This window comes from Halocatena halophila, assembly GCA_027563145.1.
In the GTDB taxonomy this organism is placed as follows: domain Archaea; phylum Halobacteriota; class Halobacteria; order Halobacteriales; family Haloarculaceae; genus Halocatena; species Halocatena halophila.
On the sequence record CP071306.1, the window covers coordinates 1,004,906 to 1,025,037 of the forward strand.

19 protein-coding genes are annotated in these 20,132 nt (G+C 57.8%); 7 read left to right on the top strand and 12 right to left on the bottom strand.

From position 1 onward, the window contains the following. Positions 1-4: 4 nt before the first annotated feature. From JXQ78_RS05335 to JXQ78_RS05365, 7 genes are all read right to left on the bottom strand, one after another. Entirely contained in the window at positions 5-1,048 is a 1,044-nt protein-coding gene (locus JXQ78_RS05335) for a complex I subunit 1/NuoH family protein (protein ID WP_330632444.1), read from the bottom strand. Continuing rightward, entirely contained in the window at positions 1,045-2,721 is a 1,677-nt protein-coding gene (locus tag JXQ78_RS05340; protein ID WP_330632445.1) for an NADH-quinone oxidoreductase subunit D, read from the bottom strand. The genes JXQ78_RS05335 and JXQ78_RS05340 overlap by 4 nt, the downstream gene beginning before the upstream one ends. Beyond that, positions 2,718-3,407 (bottom strand): NADH-quinone oxidoreductase subunit B, encoded by a 690-nt coding sequence (locus tag JXQ78_RS05345; RefSeq protein ID WP_330632446.1) that lies wholly within the window; start codon positions 3,405-3,407, stop codon positions 2,718-2,720. Before JXQ78_RS05345 ends, JXQ78_RS05340 begins: the two co-directional genes overlap by 4 nt. Positions 3,408-3,410: 3 nt before the next feature. After that, positions 3,411-3,821 (bottom strand): NADH-quinone oxidoreductase subunit A, encoded by a 411-nt coding sequence (locus JXQ78_RS05350; RefSeq protein WP_330632447.1) that lies wholly within the window; start codon positions 3,819-3,821, stop codon positions 3,411-3,413. 135 nt (positions 3,822-3,956) lie between these two features. After that, positions 3,957-4,577, bottom strand: coding sequence for a 5-(carboxyamino)imidazole ribonucleotide mutase (gene purE, locus JXQ78_RS05355; RefSeq protein WP_330632448.1), 621 nt, complete (start codon positions 4,575-4,577; stop codon positions 3,957-3,959). Next, a complete protein-coding gene (locus tag JXQ78_RS05360; RefSeq protein WP_330632449.1) occupies positions 4,574-5,740 on the bottom strand; it encodes a 5-(carboxyamino)imidazole ribonucleotide synthase in 1,167 nt (388 codons plus the stop codon). Before JXQ78_RS05360 ends, purE begins: the two co-directional genes overlap by 4 nt. 65 nt (positions 5,741-5,805) lie before the next feature. Continuing rightward, positions 5,806-7,578, bottom strand: a complete 1,773-nt coding sequence (locus JXQ78_RS05365) for a flippase activity-associated protein Agl23 (protein WP_330632450.1) — start codon at positions 7,576-7,578, stop codon at positions 5,806-5,808. Between the two features lie 111 nt (positions 7,579-7,689). Between JXQ78_RS05365 and ribH the strand changes: the two genes are divergently transcribed. From ribH to JXQ78_RS05385, 4 genes are all read left to right on the top strand, one after another. Further along, a complete protein-coding gene (ribH, locus tag JXQ78_RS05370) occupies positions 7,690-8,097 on the top strand; it encodes a 6,7-dimethyl-8-ribityllumazine synthase (RefSeq protein WP_330632451.1) in 408 nt (135 codons plus the stop codon). A 7-nt stretch (positions 8,098-8,104) separates the two neighbouring features. Continuing rightward, on the top strand, positions 8,105-9,253 hold the full coding sequence (locus JXQ78_RS05375) for a pyridoxal phosphate-dependent aminotransferase (RefSeq protein WP_407934038.1): 1,149 nt from the start codon (positions 8,105-8,107) through the stop codon (positions 9,251-9,253). Positions 9,254-9,295: 42 nt separating this feature from the next. After that, positions 9,296-10,132 carry a hypothetical protein gene (locus JXQ78_RS05380; RefSeq protein ID WP_330632452.1) on the top strand — a complete coding sequence of 279 codons (837 nt, stop codon included), beginning with the start codon at positions 9,296-9,298 and terminating at the stop codon, positions 10,130-10,132. A gap of 98 nt (positions 10,133-10,230) precedes the next feature. Then, entirely contained in the window at positions 10,231-11,673 is a 1,443-nt protein-coding gene (locus JXQ78_RS05385) for a hypothetical protein (protein ID WP_330632453.1), read from the top strand. Here the strand turns inward: JXQ78_RS05385 and JXQ78_RS05390 are convergent. Further along, positions 11,670-12,581: a LysR family transcriptional regulator gene (locus tag JXQ78_RS05390; RefSeq protein WP_330632454.1), complete on the bottom strand. Its 912-nt coding sequence runs from the start codon at positions 12,579-12,581 to the stop codon at positions 11,670-11,672. The two genes, JXQ78_RS05385 and JXQ78_RS05390, sit on opposite strands and share 4 nt — an antisense overlap. A gap of 152 nt (positions 12,582-12,733) precedes the next feature. On the opposite strand from JXQ78_RS05390, the gene JXQ78_RS05395 reads away from it, so the two are divergent. Beyond that, positions 12,734-13,657: a transcription initiation factor IIB gene (locus JXQ78_RS05395; protein WP_330632455.1), complete on the top strand. Its 924-nt coding sequence runs from the start codon at positions 12,734-12,736 to the stop codon at positions 13,655-13,657. A gap of 9 nt (positions 13,658-13,666) precedes the next feature. Here the strand turns inward: JXQ78_RS05395 and JXQ78_RS05400 are convergent, their stop codons facing one another. After that, positions 13,667-14,092 carry an adenylyltransferase/cytidyltransferase family protein gene (locus JXQ78_RS05400; protein WP_330632456.1) on the bottom strand — a complete coding sequence of 142 codons (426 nt, stop codon included), beginning with the start codon at positions 14,090-14,092 and terminating at the stop codon, positions 13,667-13,669. Further along, positions 14,092-14,577, bottom strand: coding sequence for a Mov34/MPN/PAD-1 family protein (locus tag JXQ78_RS05405; protein WP_330632457.1), 486 nt, complete (start codon positions 14,575-14,577; stop codon positions 14,092-14,094). The genes JXQ78_RS05400 and JXQ78_RS05405 overlap by 1 nt, the downstream gene beginning before the upstream one ends. A 186-nt stretch (positions 14,578-14,763) precedes the next feature. On the opposite strand from JXQ78_RS05405, the gene JXQ78_RS05410 reads away from it, so the two are divergent. Then, positions 14,764-16,632, top strand: coding sequence for a DHH family phosphoesterase (locus tag JXQ78_RS05410; protein WP_330632458.1), 1,869 nt, complete (start codon positions 14,764-14,766; stop codon positions 16,630-16,632). On the opposite strand, the gene JXQ78_RS05415 is transcribed toward JXQ78_RS05410, so the two are convergent. Further along, a complete protein-coding gene (locus JXQ78_RS05415; RefSeq protein ID WP_330632459.1) occupies positions 16,624-18,171 on the bottom strand; it encodes a phospholipase D-like domain-containing protein in 1,548 nt (515 codons plus the stop codon). The genes JXQ78_RS05410 and JXQ78_RS05415 overlap by 9 nt on opposite strands. Positions 18,172-18,309: 138 nt before the next feature. Then, on the bottom strand, positions 18,310-19,581 hold the full coding sequence (locus JXQ78_RS05420; RefSeq protein ID WP_330632460.1) for a HEAT repeat domain-containing protein: 1,272 nt from the start codon (positions 19,579-19,581) through the stop codon (positions 18,310-18,312). A 112-nt stretch (positions 19,582-19,693) separates the two neighbouring features. Here JXQ78_RS05420 and JXQ78_RS05425 point away from each other — a divergent pair, with 112 nt between their 5' ends. Further along, positions 19,694-20,116, top strand: a complete 423-nt coding sequence (locus JXQ78_RS05425; protein WP_330632461.1) for a plastocyanin/azurin family copper-binding protein — start codon at positions 19,694-19,696, stop codon at positions 20,114-20,116. Positions 20,117-20,132: the final 16 nt, after the last annotated feature.

Consider the following 20,132-nt stretch of genomic DNA (forward strand, 5'->3'; position numbering starts at 1 on the left):
GCCGTTAGACGATCACCCCGACGATGACGGCGGTCAACAGCAGGTTGGCGAAGCTCAGCACGAGCATGCCCTTCCAGCCGATTTCGATGACCTGATCGACGCGAACGCGCGGAATCGCAGACCGGCACCACTGGGTGAACAGGAAAAACGCCCAGATCTTGATGGTAAACCAGACGAAGCCTGGCAACACCGGACCTGCCGGCCCACCGAGGAACACCGTTGCCAGAATCGCACCACCCAGGAAGATGTGAATGAACTCCCCGAGATATGCCAGCACGAAGTAAACGCTTGAGTATTCGGTCTGGAATCCAGCAACGATCTCAGTCGGTGCCTCCGGAGTGTCGAACGGATTCCGGCCGACTTCTGCCATGTTTGCGGCCAGAAACAGGACGAATGCAAACGGGTTCACAAACGCGTACCACGACGGAATCGACAATGCACCGAGCTGCAACAACGTTTCTGTCTGTGCAGCGACGATCTCACTGGTCTGGAGCGTGCCCGTGAACAACACGACGGACATTGCGGTGACGACCAGCGGAATCTCATAAGCAACGTTCTGTGCAACCGCTCGCAGTCCGCCCAGCATCGAATATTTGTTGTTCGAGGCGTAGCCGGCCATCACGAGCGCAACGCTGGCGATCGAAGCGACGGCAAACAAGAATGCAAGGCCAACAGTGGGATCAGCAAGCTGAATGCCGTTGCCCATCGGCACGACCGCAAAACCGAGCAACGCCGAAGCGACGAGCACGAGCGGTGCGAGATCGAACGCCGGTCGGTCGACACCTTCGGGAATGACCAGCTCTTTCGAGAGCATCCGCACCGCATCAGCAACGATGATTAACAGCCCGAACGGGCCGATCCGATTGACTGCGATGCGGTCGGTGAATGCCGCCGTGATTTTCCGCTTTGCCCACGGCCCCGCAACAGCCGTGTTAAGCAGAATGAACGTGCCAACGAGCGCCGCCCCAACGAGCGACAGGACGAAATCTTCGAGCGGGTTCACGGCACCGAGGCCGAGTGCACCGGCGAGCGTCTCCGAGATCGTCATCGGTCCACCTCTCCGAGCACGATGTCAAGGCTTCCAAGCGCGGCGATGAGATCCGGGATGTACTCGCCTTCTGCCATCTCCGGTAGTGACTGGAGATTCGAAAAGCACGGACTCCGGATCTTGAACCGGCCGGGTTTGTCGGTGCCGTCGCTGCGGATGTAGATGCCGAGCTCTCCCTTGGCTCCCTCAACTGCCCGGTAGATCTCAGTGTCCGGGTCGGGTTTTATCGTCCGGGGAACGTTCGACTGAATCGTCCGTTCGTCTTCTGGCCACTCCTCGAGTAAATTGAGACACTGATCGATGATCTTCCCGCTCTCTTCAACTTCGCGGAGTCGAACGAGCAGGCGTGAGAAGTTATCACAGCCGTCTTCAGTGATGACATCCCAGTCGAGTTCCTCGTAGTAGCCGTACGGATCGTCACGACGGAGATCGTAATCGATTCCCGAACCACGGGCAACCGGACCCGTACAGCCGTAATTTTTGGCCACCTCTGGCTCAATGACACCAGTGTCGACACAGCGCAGCTGCAACACTTCGTTGCCGGTGACCAGGTTGTGATACTCCTCAAGCCTGGATGGCAGCTCATCGAGGAAATCTCGCGTCTTCTCGAAGAACTGCTCACGTGGCTCGGGGAGGTCCCATGCCACGCCACCGAGTCGGAAGTAGTTGAACATCAGACGCTGGCCGGTAAGATCTTCAAGAATGTCCTGAACGACCTCGCGGTCGCGAATGGAGTACATGAAGATCGCGGTGAAATCGCCATAGATGTCGAGTGCGAACGTTCCAAGCGCGAGCAAGTGCGAGGCGATCCGACAGAGCTCGGCGCTCATCGTTCGGATTACCTGTGCGTATTCGGGAACTTCAAGATCCGCAAGATCTTCGGCCGCGCGCGCATACGCCCATTCATTGAGCATCCCCGCCGAGATGTAGTCCCAGCGGTCGGGGTATGGCATAATCTGGTGGCGATAGGTTCCCTGCTGGCACATCTGCTCTTCACACCGGTGGAGATAGCCAATGTCGGATTCGACGTCTGCCACCTGCTCGCCGTTGAGCGTCGTTTTCAGATGAAGCACGCCGTGGGTCGCCGGGTGGTGAGGACCAATGTTGAGAAACATCGTATCCGAACCGCCCGGGTGATCCTCCTGGAGCGGATTGGCGTGTTCGCGCAGCGGGACGACCTGTGGCTGTTCCTGATCTGCGTCTAGCCGAAGCGGATGTCCCTGCCACGTTTCTGGCAGCAAGATCCGGCGCAGATCTGGGTGGTCCTCGTACTCGATCCCGACGAGATCGTAGGCCTCTCGCTCGTGCCAGTCGGCCGTTCGAAACACCGATTCTGCGCTCTGTGATGTTGGATCGTGAACGCTGGTCGGAACGACAACGCTGACCTCCTGGGTCGGGTCGTCGAATTTTTTCAGGTGGTAGATGCTCTCATAGCGGTCCTCGTACTCCTGAGCGGTGACACACGAGAGATGGTCGAACCCTGCTTTGTTCTTGAGAACACCGAGTGCGTCGACGACACGGTCTGGACGGACGACGAATGCCTCGGCGTTGAGATGGGTTTCTCGATCGACGACCGCATCACCCAACAACGCTTCGAGCGCATCGTAATCGAGACCATCGTCGGTCACGCCGACGTCGGCCTGCGTCGCTGGCTCTGGTGCTTCGAGACTCATTGTGACTCAGCCCAGTTGTATCGCATGACGAGGTCCTCCTCGTCGATCTGGTCGGCGAGATGCTGTACGAGTTCGTCCTGCTCCAGATCACCGAACTGTTCGAGTTCGTACGGTTTGACGGTAACCGGCGACGACTCACCGTTGGCGATGCGCTCTTGGAGCTTTGCGATGCCGTAGACGAGCGCCTCCGGACGTGGGGGACAGCCCGGAATGTGAATATCACACGGAATTACCTCTTCGGCACCTTTCAGGACGTTGTATCCCTCCTGGAACGGGCCACCCGAACAGGTGCACGAGCCCATGCTCACGACGAACTTTGGCTCGGGCATCTGGTCGTACACTCGTTTCATCCGTGGAGCGAACTTCGAGACGATCGTCCCCGGAACGATGATCACGTCCGCCTGACGAGGAGACGCACGTGGCACGCCGGCACCGAATCGGTCGAGATCGTGTTTGACCGCGTAGGTGTGCATCATCTCGATACTACAGCAGGCAATTCCGAACTGTAGCATGAACATCGAAGAGCCACGCACCCAGTTCATGAAGTTATCAAACTTCGTGAGAATGAACGGCGAGGAGCCAAACGCTTCCCGAAGCTTCGAGTTGAACCGGTCGTCAACCCCCTCACCCATGCGGGCCTCCTGTGTTGTCTGTGCGACTGTCGTGTCCTGATTGTGGCTACTCATGGCTCATGACTCCCTCTTGGTGGTCAGTTCACGCCGTGGTGTCCGTACCCAGCGGACCGCGCCATTGCGCCACGCCCACGCGAGCCCAACGACGAGAACGCCGATGAACACCAGCATCGGCACGAGAACCGTTGTGAGTCCGGCCGTCGAGACGGCATCACGGTAGATCACCGTCCACGGAAAGATCAAAACCGTCTCGAGGTCGAAAATGACGAACAGTAACGCAACCATGTAGTACTGGATATTAAACCGGATGCGTGGCGTGCCCGTCGGCACCTCACCGCTCTCGTAGGTCGTGGTTTTTCCTTGTTCCGGCACGCGTGGGCGGAGCAGGCTCGAGATGGCCATCATACTGAGCGGTATCGCTACCGCGACCACCCCAAGCGCGCCGATCGCTATCCATGGATTACTCATCGTACTTGTATCGTATCGCAGCTTAGAATGCCACCCATATAAGGATTCATTTCCCGTGATTCGCCGGTTCCACCCGCCATAGGAGGGAATTCCACACGATCGATGCCCATCAAATTCCAGCGGATCGTGCGAGGATTACTGTCGGCGCTCTGCGAACGCGGTTGGGCCCTGTTCGTGGAGTGTTGCAGAGACAGCACCAACGTCACGCTGGAGCTCGGTGTGGTAGTCGATCAGCGCCTGTTCAAGTTCCTCGTGTTCCCGTGCAAGAATTTGAACCGCAGAGAGAGCCGCGTTGAATGATTTGCCGGCATCCACGGCGGTGATTGGCGCACCCGTCGGCATACCGATGACGGAATCGACCGATTTCTCCTGGACGGGAACGCCGATCACGGGAATCGGGTAGGCGAGTGAAGCCATCATGTTGGGAAGATCCGCTGATTTGCCACCAGCACCGGCGATGATCACATCGAGGCCGCGATCGCTCGCCGTTTTTCCGTACGAATACATCAGTTCGGGCGTGCGATGTGCGGAGACGACGTACGTTTCGTAGCTGAATCGTTCAGCAGGTGGATCGGCTGGATCACTACACTCGGCGAACCCGAGCTCGGAGAGTGCTTCGAACGCACCGAACATGGTGTCGAGATCGGAGTCAGATCCCATCACCACGCCGATCTCCGGTGTGGTTTCGGTCGGTCGGTCGGCTGCTTGGGCGGCTTCGAGCTCGTCGATGATCGTCTGGATTTCCTGTACGGTCATGATTCGTCAGTACGGAACGTTACGGCGTCGCGTACGTTACGGGTTCGGTCCAACAGTGCGTCGGGGTCCGAACCGGTCGTCGTTATGTGGCCCATTTTTCGGAGCGGGCGCACCGTGCGTTTGCCATACCAGTGGAGGCTCGTCCGGGACGCATCGAGAATCGTTTCGACGCCAGCCAGCGCAGCCGCTTTCGGACTGTCAACGTCTCCGAGCAGATTGGCCGTTACCGTCGGCGAACGCCGTTCGGTCGATCCGAGCGGCCAGCCGAGCACCGCTCGGATGTGCTGTTCGAACTGTGAGGTGACCGCGCCCTCAATCGTCCAGTGGCCGGAGTTGTGTGGACGGGGGGCGATTTCGTTGACGAGAATCTCTCCGTCAAGTGCGAACAGTTCGATACCGTAGACGCCACGGCCATCAAGCTCACTGAGGACGTCCATTGCCACCTCGTGGGCACGATCATGGAGTGGGGCGTCGTCATCGATACGGGGTGGAGAGACGGTTTCGCGCAGAATCTCTGCTTTGTGGATCGTTTCGGTCAGTGGGAAGACATCGATTTGGTCCTCACCCTTGACGCCGATGACTGACAGCTCGCGATCGAACGGCAAAAACTCCTCAACCATCGCGTCGGTGCCGATCTCGGCGAGCCGATCAGCAGCTTCTTCGGGACCGTCAACGGGGACGTTGCCACGGCCGTCGTAGCCGCCGCTCCGGGCTTTTAACATTAGGGGCCAGCCGAGCTCATCGCCGGCTGCGATGAGTTCGTCGGTGTCGTTCACTTCACGGAACGCCGGGACTGGGATGTTGGCATCCGCAAGCGTTCGCTTCTGGACGAGTTTGTCCTGGATCATTGCCAGCGTCTCTGGGGACGGTTCGACGGGAACATCGTGGGTTTCGCTGACCGACGAGAGCAGGTCCGGATCGGCAAGTTCAATCTCGAAGGTAAGCAGATCAGCCCGGGAAGCCAACTCTTCAAGTCCGTCCGGATCGTCGAAATCCCCCACGATCTGGTCGGTGACGACCGGCGAGGCCGGACAGTCGGGCGTTGGATCAAGCACGATGACGTCCACGCCGAGCGGTCCAGCGGCCTCACCGAGCATGCGACCGAGCTGTCCCCCACCAACGACGCCGAGTGTCGGGCCAGGCGACGTTAACTGTACGCTCATACGCGCGGTTGGATGGGCGTGCCATAACCGTTGTCGGATCCGAGACGCCGTGGTGGGCATTCACATTATGTGCTTGACTCGTTCAGCGCCGCTGGATCGAAGAGGAACGCAACCTTCGTGTCGGTCGTTCTGAGCTGTTTGATCCGCACGTCATACGAGGGGTACCGATCTGTGAGTTCCTCGGGTGGGATCGTTTCGGTCACAGTGGTGTTGTTCTCCTTGTAGTGGACGGTGTCTGCGCGTGCGATCACGACGGGGGGCGAGCCGGTGATGTTCGAGAGTGCTGTGGGTGAGCGGGCACACGTCACGGTGAGATCGCTCCGCTCGAAATACCAGGGCAACGGTAACGAATCGAACCAGCCTTTCTTTCCCAAACAGGAAGGTCGCTGATAGCTGTCGTTCCCACGAGAGAGGTCCGTCCCGTACACCAGAACGTCAGTGCCAGGATTCTCCTTGCCGATTCGTTCGATGTCGTAGAGGGTCGGATGGAGATCGTCCGCTGGCTGGGCGTACTGGACGAGTGGATTTCCATCCTCCACAGGACGTTCGTACACCGTATCCACTCCCACCACAGCCATCGGAACCAACAACAAGACGACGACGGCGCTTGCAGTGCCAACACGGAGGAGTTTTGGCGAAGCAATCGCCTGCGAGACTGCCTGATAGACGATCGATGCACCCGCTGCTGCGGGAACCATTAGCGGAATCACCACGTGAACGCCGGCCCACGGCGCTTTGATATCCGTGAAAATTGGATAGCCCAAAAGCGAAACGACACCCCAGGCGAACGTGATCGTCAACAACGGACGGTCGCGCTCGTCGGTGTATCGATACACAACGAATCCAACGACAGAGAGCGCGAGGACGATCATCGAACTCGTCGATATCGTCTCGAACAGATCGACGAGATACGACAGATAGGCGTGGTCAGACCGACTGCCGTTGCCCCAGTAATTGTAGAATGTCATGAAAACTCCAGCAGTGGAGTCTGACAGGAATTTGAAAACGAGTCCAGGATCAAGCAGTGAGTCGAATCCGATGTAGCCACCGTTCTCTCCGGAAACGTAGAAACTCCCGTTTTTGCGTTCGCCATAGAAGAAGATGATAATAGCGAAAAACTCCACAATTGCGAGAAGGGCCACATAGCCGTGGCGACCAAGCCAGTCGAAAGACCGATCGAACAACGATCGAAGATAGTCGAGTCGGCTTTTTCCACGCGCTCTGGTTTCGAGTAGTCGCTGGTCGAAAATCAGCGCGAGGGCACCCACCCAGCAGAGAAGATAGATGAGTGCGTTTTCTTTGGTCGTGCAGCCAAGCGCCACGAACGCGGTACCAACGAGCATCCAGAACGAATCATCGGTGTCATACGCCCAGACGAAACAACCGAACGCGACGAACATGAACGTCGCTACGAGTGGATCTCCGCGCATGAATCGCCCGTAGTAAACGACGAGCGGGTCAAACGCCAGAAACGCCGCAAGAACGACCGTCGCAACCGAATTCAGCCGCTTTCTGAACAACAGTGCGGATGCTGGGAGCAGTCCCGAGACGATTGCTGGGACGAGTCGCATCGCCCGGTCAGTCTGGCCGAGGAAATCGAAAACAATCGGAGTAACGATGTGATAGAACGGACCGTGAATGACGGGACTGTAGCTGTAGTTGCCCGTCTGGATGAAATCCAGAATCCAGAAACCAACACGCGCCTCATCCCAGTGAGCCACGCGATCACCAAGATAGAACAGCCGAACGACCAGCGCCAGCAGGGTAATGACACCGACGAGACCGAACGCCAACCGCTGGGAGGTGTGGCTCTCGTCAGTGAAAGTCGAGCGTTCCATTGGCGGGTTGTAGGCCTGTCGGGTTAGAATTCTTGTGATTCCAGATTGCTGACTCACCTCGGATTGGTGACGGAACGGTAGACATTTTTGGTGGCCACTCTTCGCTCGGGTATGATTCGGCTCGGACTGGTTGTTTCACAGTTCAACAAGGAAGGTCGCGTTACCCACGAAATGGAATCGCGAGCACGCGACGCCGTCACAGAGCACGACGCAGAGATCGTCGAGACCGTGCCCGTACCGGGAGCCTATGACACGCCGTTGGCCGCCGATCGGCTTGCTCGCCGTGACGACATCGACGCCGTTGCGGTGCTCGGTGCGATCGTCACCGGTGACACCGGACACGACGAGGTGATTGCTGATGCGGCTGCCCAGGGGCTCACCGACGTGTCGATCGATCGAGACACCCCAGTTACACTTGGCATCATTGGGCCGTCGATGAGCAGTGACGAAGCAACGGCTCGAGTAGACCACGGTGCGTCCGCGGTCGAAAGTGCTATCGACCTCGCGCAAACGTTGTGAGACAGGTATGACAATGGAATTCACGGATCGAATTGAGCGGGTTGAACCCAGCGCGACGATCGCAATTAGCAATCTCTCTGCCGAGCTCCAGGCCGATGGCATCGATGTCGTCAATCTCAGCGTCGGCGAGCCAGACTTTCCGACGCCCGAGCCGATCGTCGAGGCCGGAAAAGCGGCGATCGATGCCGGACACACGGGATACGCGCCATCGAACGGCATTCCAGAGCTTCGTGAAGCGATCGCCGATTCACTTGCGTCGCGGGACCTCGCTTACGACGCCGAGCAGATCATCGTCACGCCGGGTGGGAAACAGGCGCTGTATGAGATTATCCAGTCAGTAATCGGCGACGGCGACGAAGTGGTGTTGTTGGATCCGGCGTGGGTATCGTATGAGGCGATGGTGAAGATCGCTGGCGGGAGTCTCAGTCGTGTAGATCTCACGCCGTACGATTTCCAGCTTGAGCCGGCACTCGATGATCTTGCCGAAACCGTTTCTGATGAGACGGAGCTGCTGGTCGTCAACTCACCCTCGAACCCGTCCGGTGCGGTGTTTTCCGACGAGGCGATGGCTGGCGTTCGCGATCTAGCGGTCGAGCACGACATCACCGTCATCTCCGATGAGATGTACGACCAGATCACCTACGGCGTCGAGCAGACGAGTCTGGGCACGCTCGATGGAATGGCCGATCGGACGATCACGGTCAACGGCTTTTCGAAGGCGTATTCGATGACTGGCTGGCGGCTGGGCTATTTCGCTGCGCCTGATGGACTCATCGAGCAGGCAGGAAAGCTCCAATCTCACTCGGTCACCTGCGCAACGAACTTCGTCCAGCACGCCGGCGTCGCAGCACTCACCGAGTGTGATGACGATGTCGCCCAGATGCGCGATGCGTTCGAGCAGCGTCGTGATCTGCTCGTCGAGCTGTTCGAAGACCACGGCAAGGACGTGCCGATCGGCGATGGCGCGTTCTATTGCATGCTTCCGGTCAATGATGACGACCAGGCCTGGTGTGAAACGGCGATAAAACAGGCGCACGTCGCGACGGTGCCGGGCAGCGCGTTCGGAACGCCCGGCTACGCGCGACTCTCCTATGCAGCGAGCGAAGATCGACTCCGAGAGGGTGTCGAACGGTTGGCCGCGAACGACTGTCTGTGAGCCCGACATCCTGAGGTGGGTTCGCGGGCTTGTTGAACCGAGATGTCGAACAGCAAGCTCGATCTGCTCGACGAACAACAGACAATCCAGCTCCTCTCATTCAAAATTGGCCGGTTCGATCAGTTGGCGAGCGACGCGCTGTCAATTCTTGGCATCCAGATCGTCATCTTTCCGGTGTTCGTCGCTGCGACCGCAATCGTCGTCACTGTCCACGAGATCTCCTCCGGTCAGCTTACCGCTGCCACGGTGCTCGCGGTGCTCTCGGATGAGTACACTGGTGAAATGGCCGCCGTGCAGATGATCGCCTGGGGGGTCAACGCTACCGGCGTCGTACTCGCCCTTCGTGCGTACTACCGATCCAGGAAGATTGCCCACCGGCTGCCGAACGTGTTTCGAAATCAAGTGCTGCCACCGAGACTCAGTCGGTCAGTGACGCCAAAAACAACGGCCACCACGATCGTTGGAACGGCAATCAACGGTCAGCGAACGCTCAAACAATTCGTGGATACCCACACGACGAAACCAACGCTCGCTCAAATTAGTGCTCAACAGTTCGATGCGATCGGGACGCTCGAACGCGAATTACGGACAACACTCATGCTCTCGGTCGTCTGTACGCCCGTGAGTATTCTTCTACTTCTCGTGAGCTATCTCCCACCTGCGTTATTGAACGTGCTTGTTCCGTTCACAGTACTATCTGTTGTTCTGATGTATTCAATCATTGTGAGCAGTCATACGTATCTCTGGAGCACGCTCGAACGTCTCCTGGAGTGGCTTGCCTCACTCAGTATCGGAGTAATCATTGCCGGCGCTACTGCAGTTATTAGGGCTATTTCCAGGCTCTCCGGACGGATCAATCGCAGTAAAGAGGATCGATAAAAATTCTATAAATAAAACAATTACTATTATACCACTTTAGTTACTAGTAATATATCATTCGACAATATTATCTACGACTGATCAGTAGCTATAGAGCAATGGCAGCAACACGTCGTGCAGTGCTTGGCACACTCGCGGCGGTGATGAGTCCAGTTGGTCACAGTGTCGATTCGATGACACAGGGCGTTCAGTTGGGGAATCAACAATCAATCAGGTCCAGATCCAAACGCATGACACGACGAACGTATCTCTGTTTGCCAGGCGTTGCATACACGACGATCTTTGCGAACCTCCCGGTGTTGCTTTCCGATCGTCGCGAGCAACCGACGATCATCGTTGACGCATACGATTACGAGCGCCTGCACGGACGGATGATGACGGAACCAGACAACAAGGAAGTGCAACTGCGCGGGACGATCGCGGATGCGCTCGTGCGTCGTGGTACGATCCAACCAGTGGATTACGCCGCGATGTATCCAATCGAGCGACAGGACGCACACATTCATCAGTTCTGGGAGGCTATTCGGTCGGTTCCGGACGATGTGGTCCAGTCGGCGGCAAAGGATTCGAACGCAGGCTATCTGGAGTTCGGGCGGGGAGATTACCAGCAGTCGTTCCGGAGCGCGCTTGGTAACTGGGAGATCAACCTTGAGCGCCGCCGTCGTGTCGAACGCCAGCAACGAAAGTTTGACCGGGGAGGGGGCAATCCCGAGGAGTTTGCAGAGAACGTGTTCGCCCAGTATATCGCCGGCCTCGAAGTACGAGCCACGCTCGAATCGCGCCACGACGTCCAGATTGATGGCGTGCTCGGACACGGAGATGAACAGGGAATCAGTACGATCATTCGCGAATCCGACCTCTCGTACGATCCATCAGTACTCGCACTTGGACCGGATGACCGATCAATCAAGCAGATCGGCCACCCCGATCCATCACATCCGGCTCGACGCCAGCGACTCCTCGATGCGATTCACACCGTCGCACAGGAAACGACCGGCGTGGACGATACTGACTGGTTCGTACTCGGGCCACAGCTCGCCGTTCCGATGTTTCCTCGGCTGGTCTCGATCGCTAGCGTCCGCGATGGACTCACCGAGAACCCGCGAGCGCTGGCAGACCAGGCCAGCGAGGCACTTTCCTACCTCCAGAAAAACCGCCGCGAGAATGCATCCACCACGCTCGCGTACGACGCAGAAAAGCTTGAAGCCGAAATCGAAACGACGCTTTCTGCAGATTCGATCGAACGCCGATTGCACAGGGCAGCAGACGTTGCAAACTACGCCGACGATATCAGAACGCTGCTCGATACCGAACGATTCTCTCACGGCGCGGTGTTGATCGCCGCCTCGATTCTCATGGATCCGCAGTTTCGGGTGAACACGGATGTGTTGTATCGCAGAGCGCGTGCGCTACAAATTCGACAGCGACAGCTCAATGTGAGCGAAACGGAGATAGAATTTTTCAGAAACAGGGGCCAGTACCGAAGAAACGAGGGCACCGACAGGGATTGGTATCACCTGGCCGATAGAGGCCGCCACTAGTGCTGTCGAACGGTCGTCCACTTTCGAGTGAGCGACTGGGAACCATCATAGTGGCGACCGAGTTGCGATGCCAGATCGAGCAGTTCGTCCACAGTCATGCTTTCCGGAATTGCCAGCACGGGTTCGTCATCGACACACAGCGTCGGCTCAACGACCGTGTCTGCTGTCATTGCAGAAAATCCCACGACGGTTCGGTCCTTCAGGTGGTGGCCGTCGGACTCTGGAGTCGATTCTGGGGTATTCGACTCGTGTAACTCGACGATCTGGATCACATCCGAGAGCAACCAGAGCTGTGTCGCACCCTTCTCAGTGACCGTTATGGTGTCATCTGCCAGTTCAATACAGTCGTTAGTGGCGAGCGCAGAAAGCTGCCGGCGAACGGTCCGCCGTGACGCGCCCGTCCCCGAATGCATCGATGTGGCCGCTTCGATCAGAGAAGACCGCGATATCATGCCAACAAGCGGGCCAGAAAGGGATGTGTCGAACGAACCTTCTTCGTTGATCGCAGAAAGTACAGTGAACAGATGGCTGCTCCGGGTCGTCGTCAGCGGCGCAAGCGCAGCTTCGATCATCGTTCGGTCATCTGCCACAGACCAGTCAATGGTAGAAAGGCCATGTCTGCGGTCGATGAGCAGTTCGTTGACCACATCCAACACCGCATATCCCGCTGTCGTCACCGTGTATCGAGAGCCGGATTTTTCAACGAGAGGTACCGCAAGCTCTGAAAGCGCGGTCAGATGCTTTGACACCGCCGGTGGCGTACAGGAGAGTCGGTCCGCAATCGCTACCTGCGTCTGGGCCTCCCCCCGACCCAGCAACCAGACCGTTCCAAGGGCTCGGGGGCTCAACGATCGGATGATCTCACCTGCTCGATCGACGTGCATGGGACGACCGACGGACGATGTCATGGTTATGGGACAGTAACACTCGGTTATCAGTGTTGGGTTTGATTACACATTAACCGATAACAGTGTGCTTTTCGAGTGTATTCATTTTCACTACAAGTTTATAACCGGTAATGGGAAATATATTAGTAGTATGGCGGCAACCATTAACCAGTATGACTGCATCACAGGTACGGATGTCTGGGTGTCCGGACTGTGGGGGACGGGTAACAGAAGATCCCAAGCGCGGTGAATTCGCCTGTACTGCCTGTGGGACGATCGTTCAGGAGCGATTGCTCGATCACGGTCCCGAGTGGACAGCACACGACGCAAACGAATACGAAACAAAGGCTCGCGTTGGGCCACCGATAACGGAGACGCTCCACGATCGAGGTCTGTCGACGGTAATTGACTGGCGAAACAAAGACGCCCATGGCAATGCACTGTCAGCTCGCAAGCGTCGGCAGATGCACCGACTGCGAACGTGGAATATTCGATCACAGACGAGCGATTCACAGAAACAGTATCGAAAGCAGGGGCTGGCGGAGATCGATCGGATGGCAGCCGCACTTGGACTGCCAACAGATGTACGAGAGACCGCCAGCGTGACGTTCAGACGGGCACACGACCACGGAATCGTCACCGGGCGGTCGATAGAGTCCGTCGCTGCAGCCTCGCTTCACATCGGTGCCGCCATGGCCGGGCTGTTTCGAACACTCGATGAGATCGAGACGGTAGCGCGCGTTAACAGAACCAGAATTGCCAGGGCGAAACGGGCAATTAACGCCGAGTTCGATCTTCCAATCGAACCAGGGCGACCCGTTGCGTATCTCGACCGGTTTGGATCACAGCTCGAACTCGATGCGGACGCACTCCGAATGTCGCGACGAATTCTCGAGACGGCACCGGATGAGTATCTCGGCTCCGGGGCGAGTCCCGTGGCAATCGCTGCTGCTGCGCTGTATCTCGCCGACGATCTCACGGGGGGGCGATCGGTGAGCCAGCGAGCAGTGAGCGAAACGTGTGGCGTTTGTATCGCGACGATCCAGACGCACCACCCCAGACTCAGAGACGGCTATCGACTGGCACACTCGAGTTGAAAAGCAATTTCAGCAGCGCTCGGCACAGATCCGTTCGATAATATCTCCGGTTGAGTAGAGCTCGCCGTCGAACTGGGGCGTCGTTCCGGACGCACGGCGAACTGTACAATCAATGTCTCTGGCAGCGAGTGCGGTTTCGATCTCACTGTCATCGTGGTGCTGGTCGTGACCGAGCAAAATCACGTCCGGATCGATCTCCTGAATCGGAACGAAAATATCCTCCGTGTGACCGAGATGTGCTTTATCTACCATCTCTAGGGACGCCACCATTGCTCTTCGTTGTTGGTCTGGCAACACTGGTGGCGCTTTGTGTGTGACATTCGACGCGCGCGCGATAATAACGTGGAGTTCGTCGCCGATTGATTTTCCTTCCCGGAGATAGTGGACGTGTCCCGGGTGTAAAATGTCGAACGTCCCCTGTGCAACGACCTTCATTACTGGAGCTCCCGATCGATATCTTCCTGAGTCACGTCGAAAAACTGTTCGGCTGGATCGGGAAGCGAAACGTCGATCACGCGGAGCGAATACCGCTCACCGGAGCGATCGTACGCCTCCCAGTCGGTTGGACCGTAGGGCGCTCCCAGGATGATATGCACCGAACCCTTGCCAAACGTGGACAGATCGGTATCACTGGGACGAACGACACCGTTTGGATGTGAATGAACTGAGCCCACCGCGTCTCGGTCATTGGCCACCTGTTGTTCGTTCATCGTCGCCCGAACCGGGGACGAACTCGTCCCGGGAACGAACAGAATTTCCGTGATTATTGTTCCATCCAGGTCCACGCCAAGCGACTGGGCCTCCTCAGCACGGAGCAATCCCATGAACTCGTTTGGGTGGGTGTCCTCGGCGGCCTCACGCGCAAACCTGAGGGTCTCCTCGGCGATGCCGAGAACCGTCTCCGAGCGAAACAAACCCATATCTGCCTAGACTCTCGGTTTCCATCTAAGCGTTCCGAAACACCCAGCCAACCGCAAGCCATTCTCCAGTGTACGCACGGCGTTTCACCCGCAACCACACATATATCTTCACTGAAATGGACAATATGCAGACATAGATCATTCGAAAGGGAAGCGTTAACACCAACGAGGGCCGACTTCGGAGAAATGCCACCTTCACGCGTCTCTATCACTATTGTCTACGACCTCGCACCGGGCTGTACGATCGACGATGTCGAAGTCGGCGAGCGATATCACGCCACTGTCAACGGCGTGGTCGATTACGGCGTGTTCGTCGACCTGTCGGATTCACTGTCGGGGCTCGTACACGAATCGAAGCTTGACGGCGAGTATGAGTATGGCGACTCGCTCATCGTTCAGCTGGATGAAATTCTCGATAACGGCGATCTGAGCTTCAGCGAAGTTCAGCCGGCGGAGTATCGAACGGATGTCGTCGAACCGGGTCGACTCGTGTCGGCCGGCGAACTCGATGGTGCCGTCGGGGAGACGGTCCACATGATCGGCGAGATCATTCAGATTCGCCAGACGACTGGTCCGACGATCTTCCAGTTGCGCGACGACGTTGGCGTCGTTCCGTGTGCTGGATTCGAGGAAGCAGGTGTCAGGGCCTATCCTGACATCGAACTTGGTGACATCGTTCGCGCGACCGGGACAGTCGAACAGCACGATGGCGCAAAACAGCTCGAACTCACGGATTGTCAGACCGTTCCGAATCCATCAGAGGTTCGGTCACAGCTCGATGAGTCGCTCGATGCAGTCGCAGCACCGAACGATATCGATCCGCTCGTCGATTGGCCAGAACTCGAGACGATCCTCACAGATCTCGAGGGGGTTGCCAAGACGCTCCGTCGTGCGGTCCTTGACGGACGGCCGATTCGGATCCGGCATCATGCAGACGGCGATGGCATGTGTGCCAGCGTCCCGCTGCAGTTGGCGCTCGAGCGATTCATCGAACAGCGCTATGAAACACCTGATGCGACGCAGTATCTCCTCCGACGGCTGCCGAGTAAGGCTCCGTTTTACGAGATGGAAGATGTCACACGCGATCTGAATCACGCACTCTCAGATCGGGACCGACACGGGCAGAAACTGCCGTTGTTTTTGATGCTCGACAACGGATCGACCGAGGAGGATACACCCGCCTACAGAACGCTGAACGAGTACGACATTCCAATTGTCGTGGTCGACCACCACCACCCAGATCCCGAAGCGGTCGAATCGCTCGTCACGGATCACGTCAATCCGTATCTGCACGGCGAGGATTACCGCGTGACGACCGGCATGATGTCGGTTGAGCTCGCTCGGATGATCGATCCGTCATTGACCGACGACGTTCGACACGTTCCAGCCGTTGCTGGCCGGTGTGACCGGTCGCGCGCGGACGCGATGGACGCATATCTCTCGCTTGCAGAGAGTGCAGGCTACGACGAACGAGACATCGAAAACATCGGTGAGGCACTCGATTATGCCGCATTCTGGCTGCGTTACGACGATGGTAGTGGATTCGTCAACGACGTGCTCGATGTGGGCTGTTCGGACGAAGACAGACATTCCGATCTGGTAGAATTTCTGGCCGAGCGCGCCGAACGGGATCGCGAACGACAGCTCGATGTTACGTTGCCACACACGGAGTACGAACAGCTCGACAACGGTGCTCATCTCTACCGGGTCGATGTTGAGCGACACGCACATCGGTTTACCTATCCGGCTCCCGGGAAAACGACCGGGGCAGTACACGATACCAAGGTCACAGACCACGACGGCGATCCGGTGATCACGATCGGCTACGGACCCGACTTTGCCGTTCTCAGGAGTGATGGCGTGCGGCTCGACATTCCAGAGATGGTTTCTGCACTCGCTGATGAGCAGCCCGAAGCTGGTGTCAGTGGCGGTGGGCATCTCGTCGTTGGATCGATCAAATTCGTCTCCGGACGCCGAGAACGAGTCCTTGATGCGCTCGTCGAAAAGATGGCCGACGCAGCAATCGACGAGCAGCTCCGTTCAACGCTACTCTGAGCGGCCTTCGAACGATATTCTGCGGGCGATCCACAGCGCTATCACCGTGAGGATGACGAGCACGACGAGTGCGCCCACTGGCAGCGGATGGGTATCCTCGCCGTTCCAGTCGGCATCGAAGATGGCAGTGTAATACTGGCCAACGGTTTTTCCCTCCATCGCCACCAGCAGTTCTCGGTTATTCTGGGCAGCGTTCTGATTCCAGTTCAGACTCCCGAGCATGACAGTGTCCGAATCGATGATGACACCCTTGGCATGAATCTTCTCAAAGCGCCCCCGTGGATCGGCGAGCTTGACGCGAAGATCGAGGTCTGAGCGGTTTGCACGACGATTGAGCTGGGCTGCCATCGCTCGGTTCTCATCTCGGACGTACCATTCACTCGAAAGGAGGATCCGTACGGAGACGCCCCGACGGGCGGCCGCAATCGCTGCAGTTGTGAATGGTCCGTCCGGACCACCGATTGATACCTGAACCACTCGGATCGAGGTCGTCGCATTCGAGAGCGCTCCACGGAGCGTATGAGCGGCATTTTCGGGGCCGACCAGCAGTCGCGTACGGTTGGGTCGGACCGACTGCGGATCGACCGTCCGATCGTATCGATCACCGATCGGATCCGACGGCTCGAACGACGCAGTTCGACGGTAGCGAGACCAGGACTGACTGTCGTTCCAGCTGCTATCAGCTCGAAACAGCTCGGTCAGTCCGGCTGCAATCTGTCGGTCCTTGATCGTCGTTCCCCAGCCACGACTTGAGCGGCTGCCAACACCCGCTGGCTTCCAGTTTTCCGTGAGTATGATTGCCGACTCATCCACGACGGCGTATTTTGCGTGGTGAAATCGGTACCGTGCGTGCTCACCGCCCAGCATATGGACGGTCACACCAGCAGCCACGAGTCGATCGAGCTGTCGTGCCTGGCGCTTCAACATGCCCCCGACGGGTCCGCCATCGAGCAGCAGTTCGACGGTCACTCCACGCCGGTGGGCCTCAATAAGAAGCGTCGTAATCTGTGGATCGCTAAACGTGTAGCCCGCGAGTAAAATACGATCCGTCGCTGATTTGAGCGATCTGGCGACCGGTTCGGTTCCACCCGGAAACGCATAGAGCGTTGCACGGGCACTCGAGCTTTCGACAACGGGAAGATCGGTCGCCCCACGCGGGCGCCACTCCCAGCCGTCGTCGGTGTTTATATAGCGCTCTCCGGATCTGGCGTTCTCATACGTGACGACATCGACCACGCGGCCATCGGCCACAAGCTCAAGTCGTTCACCAGTATTGGCAAGCGAGAGTGTTCCATTAGTTCCAACAGTCTGTGCGCCATCCGTCGGTGGTGGTTTCGACGAATCCAGCGCTATCTGCACCCGCCCCTGAACGGTCGTGTTCGAAACCGCAACTGCCCCTTCATCGTCGCGGAGGACGAGTGATGACGTCGAAGAGTGAACGATCAGTTCGACGAACTCACCCTGATCATTTTCGGCGACTGGATCTGGATAGATCGCGACGATCTCCGGATCAGGTGACGATGTGGTGTCGGAACTCACACTCACGCCCACGAACGCAGAGGTACTGAGACAGAGAAAGCAGACACCGTACACCAGCCATCTTGACGGAATACGGAGCACAGACGGGAACACGATGAGAAAACGTGATCCCGCTATTGTATATGAATCTTCGGGGGTTTAGACCGGTTCAGTGTCCGCAAACGCCTGTGTCGCCCGTTCGGCCTCAACCTGGACAAGATACGACTGATCGTCGTCGTACGACTGAATCGCATCGAGTGCCGCTTTGGTTCCGATCTGGTTGAGCGCCCACGCTGCGCTTGCCCGTACCGAATCCTCATCATCCGATCCAAGGCATTCGGAAAGCGGTGCAATCGCCCGGGTGTCACCGATCCGTCCGAGCGCTTTGGCTGCACTCGAACGCACCGACGGCTCGTCTGCAACGAGCCGATTTGCGACGGCCTGTGTGGCGTCTGTGTCGCCAATTTCGCCGAGGGCTTTGAGAGTGGTCTGCTGGAGTACGGGATCCCCATCGCCGTCGATGAACGGAATTAGCGTCTCAAGCGCGCGCGCATCGCCGATTTTGCCGAGTGCTTCGATCGGCTTTTGCTTGCGCTTTTGGGCCCGCTCGTTCATCTCCTCGAACGCTTTCTGTGGACCCATCCGAATGAGTGCATCGAGGCAGTTCTCCTGCATAAACTCGGAGGTGAGCTTCTCGAGAGCAAGCAGAACCGGCTCTGGATTGTTGTTCGACTCTGCAATCCTGACAACCGAAAGCTCCGGTGGGTAGTCCTTCCGATTTTTCGGCGTCAGAACGTCATAGAAGCCCTGGTAGTCGAGCTGTTCGTGAACCGTGAGATCGCTCCACTCCTGGGCGTCGTCAAGGTCGGCCGCCAGGTCGTCGGTTGCATCACCGAGCGCAGTGATCGTTTCGGTGTCGCTGTCTGGATGCAACTCGCTGTCGTCGATTGCTCCGCGCACCGATTCGAGCGTGGACACGGCGTCTTCGATCGAGTCACCAGGTTCGTCGATGGTGGTCTCAAGCAGTCCAGCGACAGCTCCAGCGTAGGTACCGACGGCATCGATCGCGTCTTGTTCACCGACGTCGGTCCAGCGAGTGTCCGCGAGTCGGCTGGCCAACTCATCACAGCGTTCGGATACGTCCTCGGCGTACGGACCGCGCTCGTCATCGATCGCAGCCGCCAGTTCGTCCGCGCGGTCACTGAGCTGCTCGCGCTCGGACGGCTCATCGTCGTCGTCCGATTCCGGGAGCGTTTCAATCGCTTCAGTGGCTGATTCGAGTTCGGCTTCGAGATCGTCAAGGTCGGATTCGGTCACCTCGTCGTCCGAGAGTGCCGTTTCGATGCTATCGAGACGATCGGACACCGCCGATGGATCGGTGTCGGCTGGGGTGTCATCTGTGTCGGGTGTGTCGTCGTCCCCGTTGCTCATACCTCAGAATGCGACAGTCCAAGCCAAGAGCGTTTCCTTTCGTGCTACACCCACCAGGGCCATTCCAACCGGAAACCGCCGGGCCTATATCTTCGTCCAGTGTACGATTTTCATGGATCGCCGTGCGTTCCTCTCGGGAGCAACGACTGTCGTAGCGGTGGGCCTGACCGGCTGTCTTAGCCGGTCCTCGCTCGGCGCAACCGATTTCGACATCGGGATGGACTCGGATGCGTTCGATCCCGAGGAGTTCACGATCGAGACGGGCGATACCGTTATCTGGGGCAACCCCAGCTCGCGAGCCCACTCGGTGACGGCCTACGAGGCGACGCTTCCCGACGGTGCAGCCTATTTTGCCTCCGGAGGGTTTGACACCGAACGCGATGCCCGAGACTCCTGGCGCGAACACACCGGCAGTGCCGGCGGAAAGATTCTCTCCGGAGAAACGTACGAACACACGTTCGAGATTCCAGGAACGTATCCGTATTTCTGTATTCCACACGAGAACGTGATGACTGGGCGAATACACGTCGAGTAGTCGGCGAAAAAGTAAA

What these genes read in the sequence shown, in the direction of transcription:
- JXQ78_RS05335 (WP_330632444.1), bottom strand. Translation starts at nt 1,048, where the DNA reads ATGACGATCTCGGAGACGCTCGCCGGTGCACTCGGCCTCGGTGCCGTG.
- JXQ78_RS05340 (WP_330632445.1), bottom strand. Translation starts at nt 2,721, where the DNA reads ATGAGTCTCGAAGCACCAGAGCCAGCGACGCAGGCCGACGTCGGCGTG.
- JXQ78_RS05345 (WP_330632446.1), bottom strand. Translation starts at nt 3,407, where the DNA reads ATGAGTAGCCACAATCAGGACACGACAGTCGCACAGACAACACAGGAG.
- JXQ78_RS05350 (WP_330632447.1), bottom strand. Translation starts at nt 3,821, where the DNA reads ATGAGTAATCCATGGATAGCGATCGGCGCGCTTGGGGTGGTCGCGGTA.
- purE (WP_330632448.1), bottom strand. Translation starts at nt 4,577, where the DNA reads ATGACCGTACAGGAAATCCAGACGATCATCGACGAGCTCGAAGCCGCC.
- JXQ78_RS05360 (WP_330632449.1), bottom strand. Translation starts at nt 5,740, where the DNA reads ATGAGCGTACAGTTAACGTCGCCTGGCCCGACACTCGGCGTCGTTGGT.
- JXQ78_RS05365 (WP_330632450.1), bottom strand. Translation starts at nt 7,578, where the DNA reads ATGGAACGCTCGACTTTCACTGACGAGAGCCACACCTCCCAGCGGTTG.
- ribH (WP_330632451.1), top strand. Translation starts at nt 7,690, where the DNA reads ATGATTCGGCTCGGACTGGTTGTTTCACAGTTCAACAAGGAAGGTCGC.
- JXQ78_RS05375 (WP_407934038.1), top strand. Translation starts at nt 8,105, where the DNA reads ATGACAATGGAATTCACGGATCGAATTGAGCGGGTTGAACCCAGCGCG.
- JXQ78_RS05380 (WP_330632452.1), top strand. Translation starts at nt 9,296, where the DNA reads ATGTCGAACAGCAAGCTCGATCTGCTCGACGAACAACAGACAATCCAG.
- JXQ78_RS05385 (WP_330632453.1), top strand. Translation starts at nt 10,231, where the DNA reads ATGGCAGCAACACGTCGTGCAGTGCTTGGCACACTCGCGGCGGTGATG.
- JXQ78_RS05390 (WP_330632454.1), bottom strand. Translation starts at nt 12,581, where the DNA reads ATGACATCGTCCGTCGGTCGTCCCATGCACGTCGATCGAGCAGGTGAG.
- JXQ78_RS05395 (WP_330632455.1), top strand. Translation starts at nt 12,734, where the DNA reads ATGACTGCATCACAGGTACGGATGTCTGGGTGTCCGGACTGTGGGGGA.
- JXQ78_RS05400 (WP_330632456.1), bottom strand. Translation starts at nt 14,092, where the DNA reads ATGAAGGTCGTTGCACAGGGGACGTTCGACATTTTACACCCGGGACAC.
- JXQ78_RS05405 (WP_330632457.1), bottom strand. Translation starts at nt 14,577, where the DNA reads ATGGGTTTGTTTCGCTCGGAGACGGTTCTCGGCATCGCCGAGGAGACC.
- JXQ78_RS05410 (WP_330632458.1), top strand. Translation starts at nt 14,764, where the DNA reads ATGCCACCTTCACGCGTCTCTATCACTATTGTCTACGACCTCGCACCG.
- JXQ78_RS05420 (WP_330632460.1), bottom strand. Translation starts at nt 19,581, where the DNA reads ATGAGCAACGGGGACGACGACACACCCGACACAGATGACACCCCAGCC.
- JXQ78_RS05425 (WP_330632461.1), top strand. Translation starts at nt 19,694, where the DNA reads ATGGATCGCCGTGCGTTCCTCTCGGGAGCAACGACTGTCGTAGCGGTG.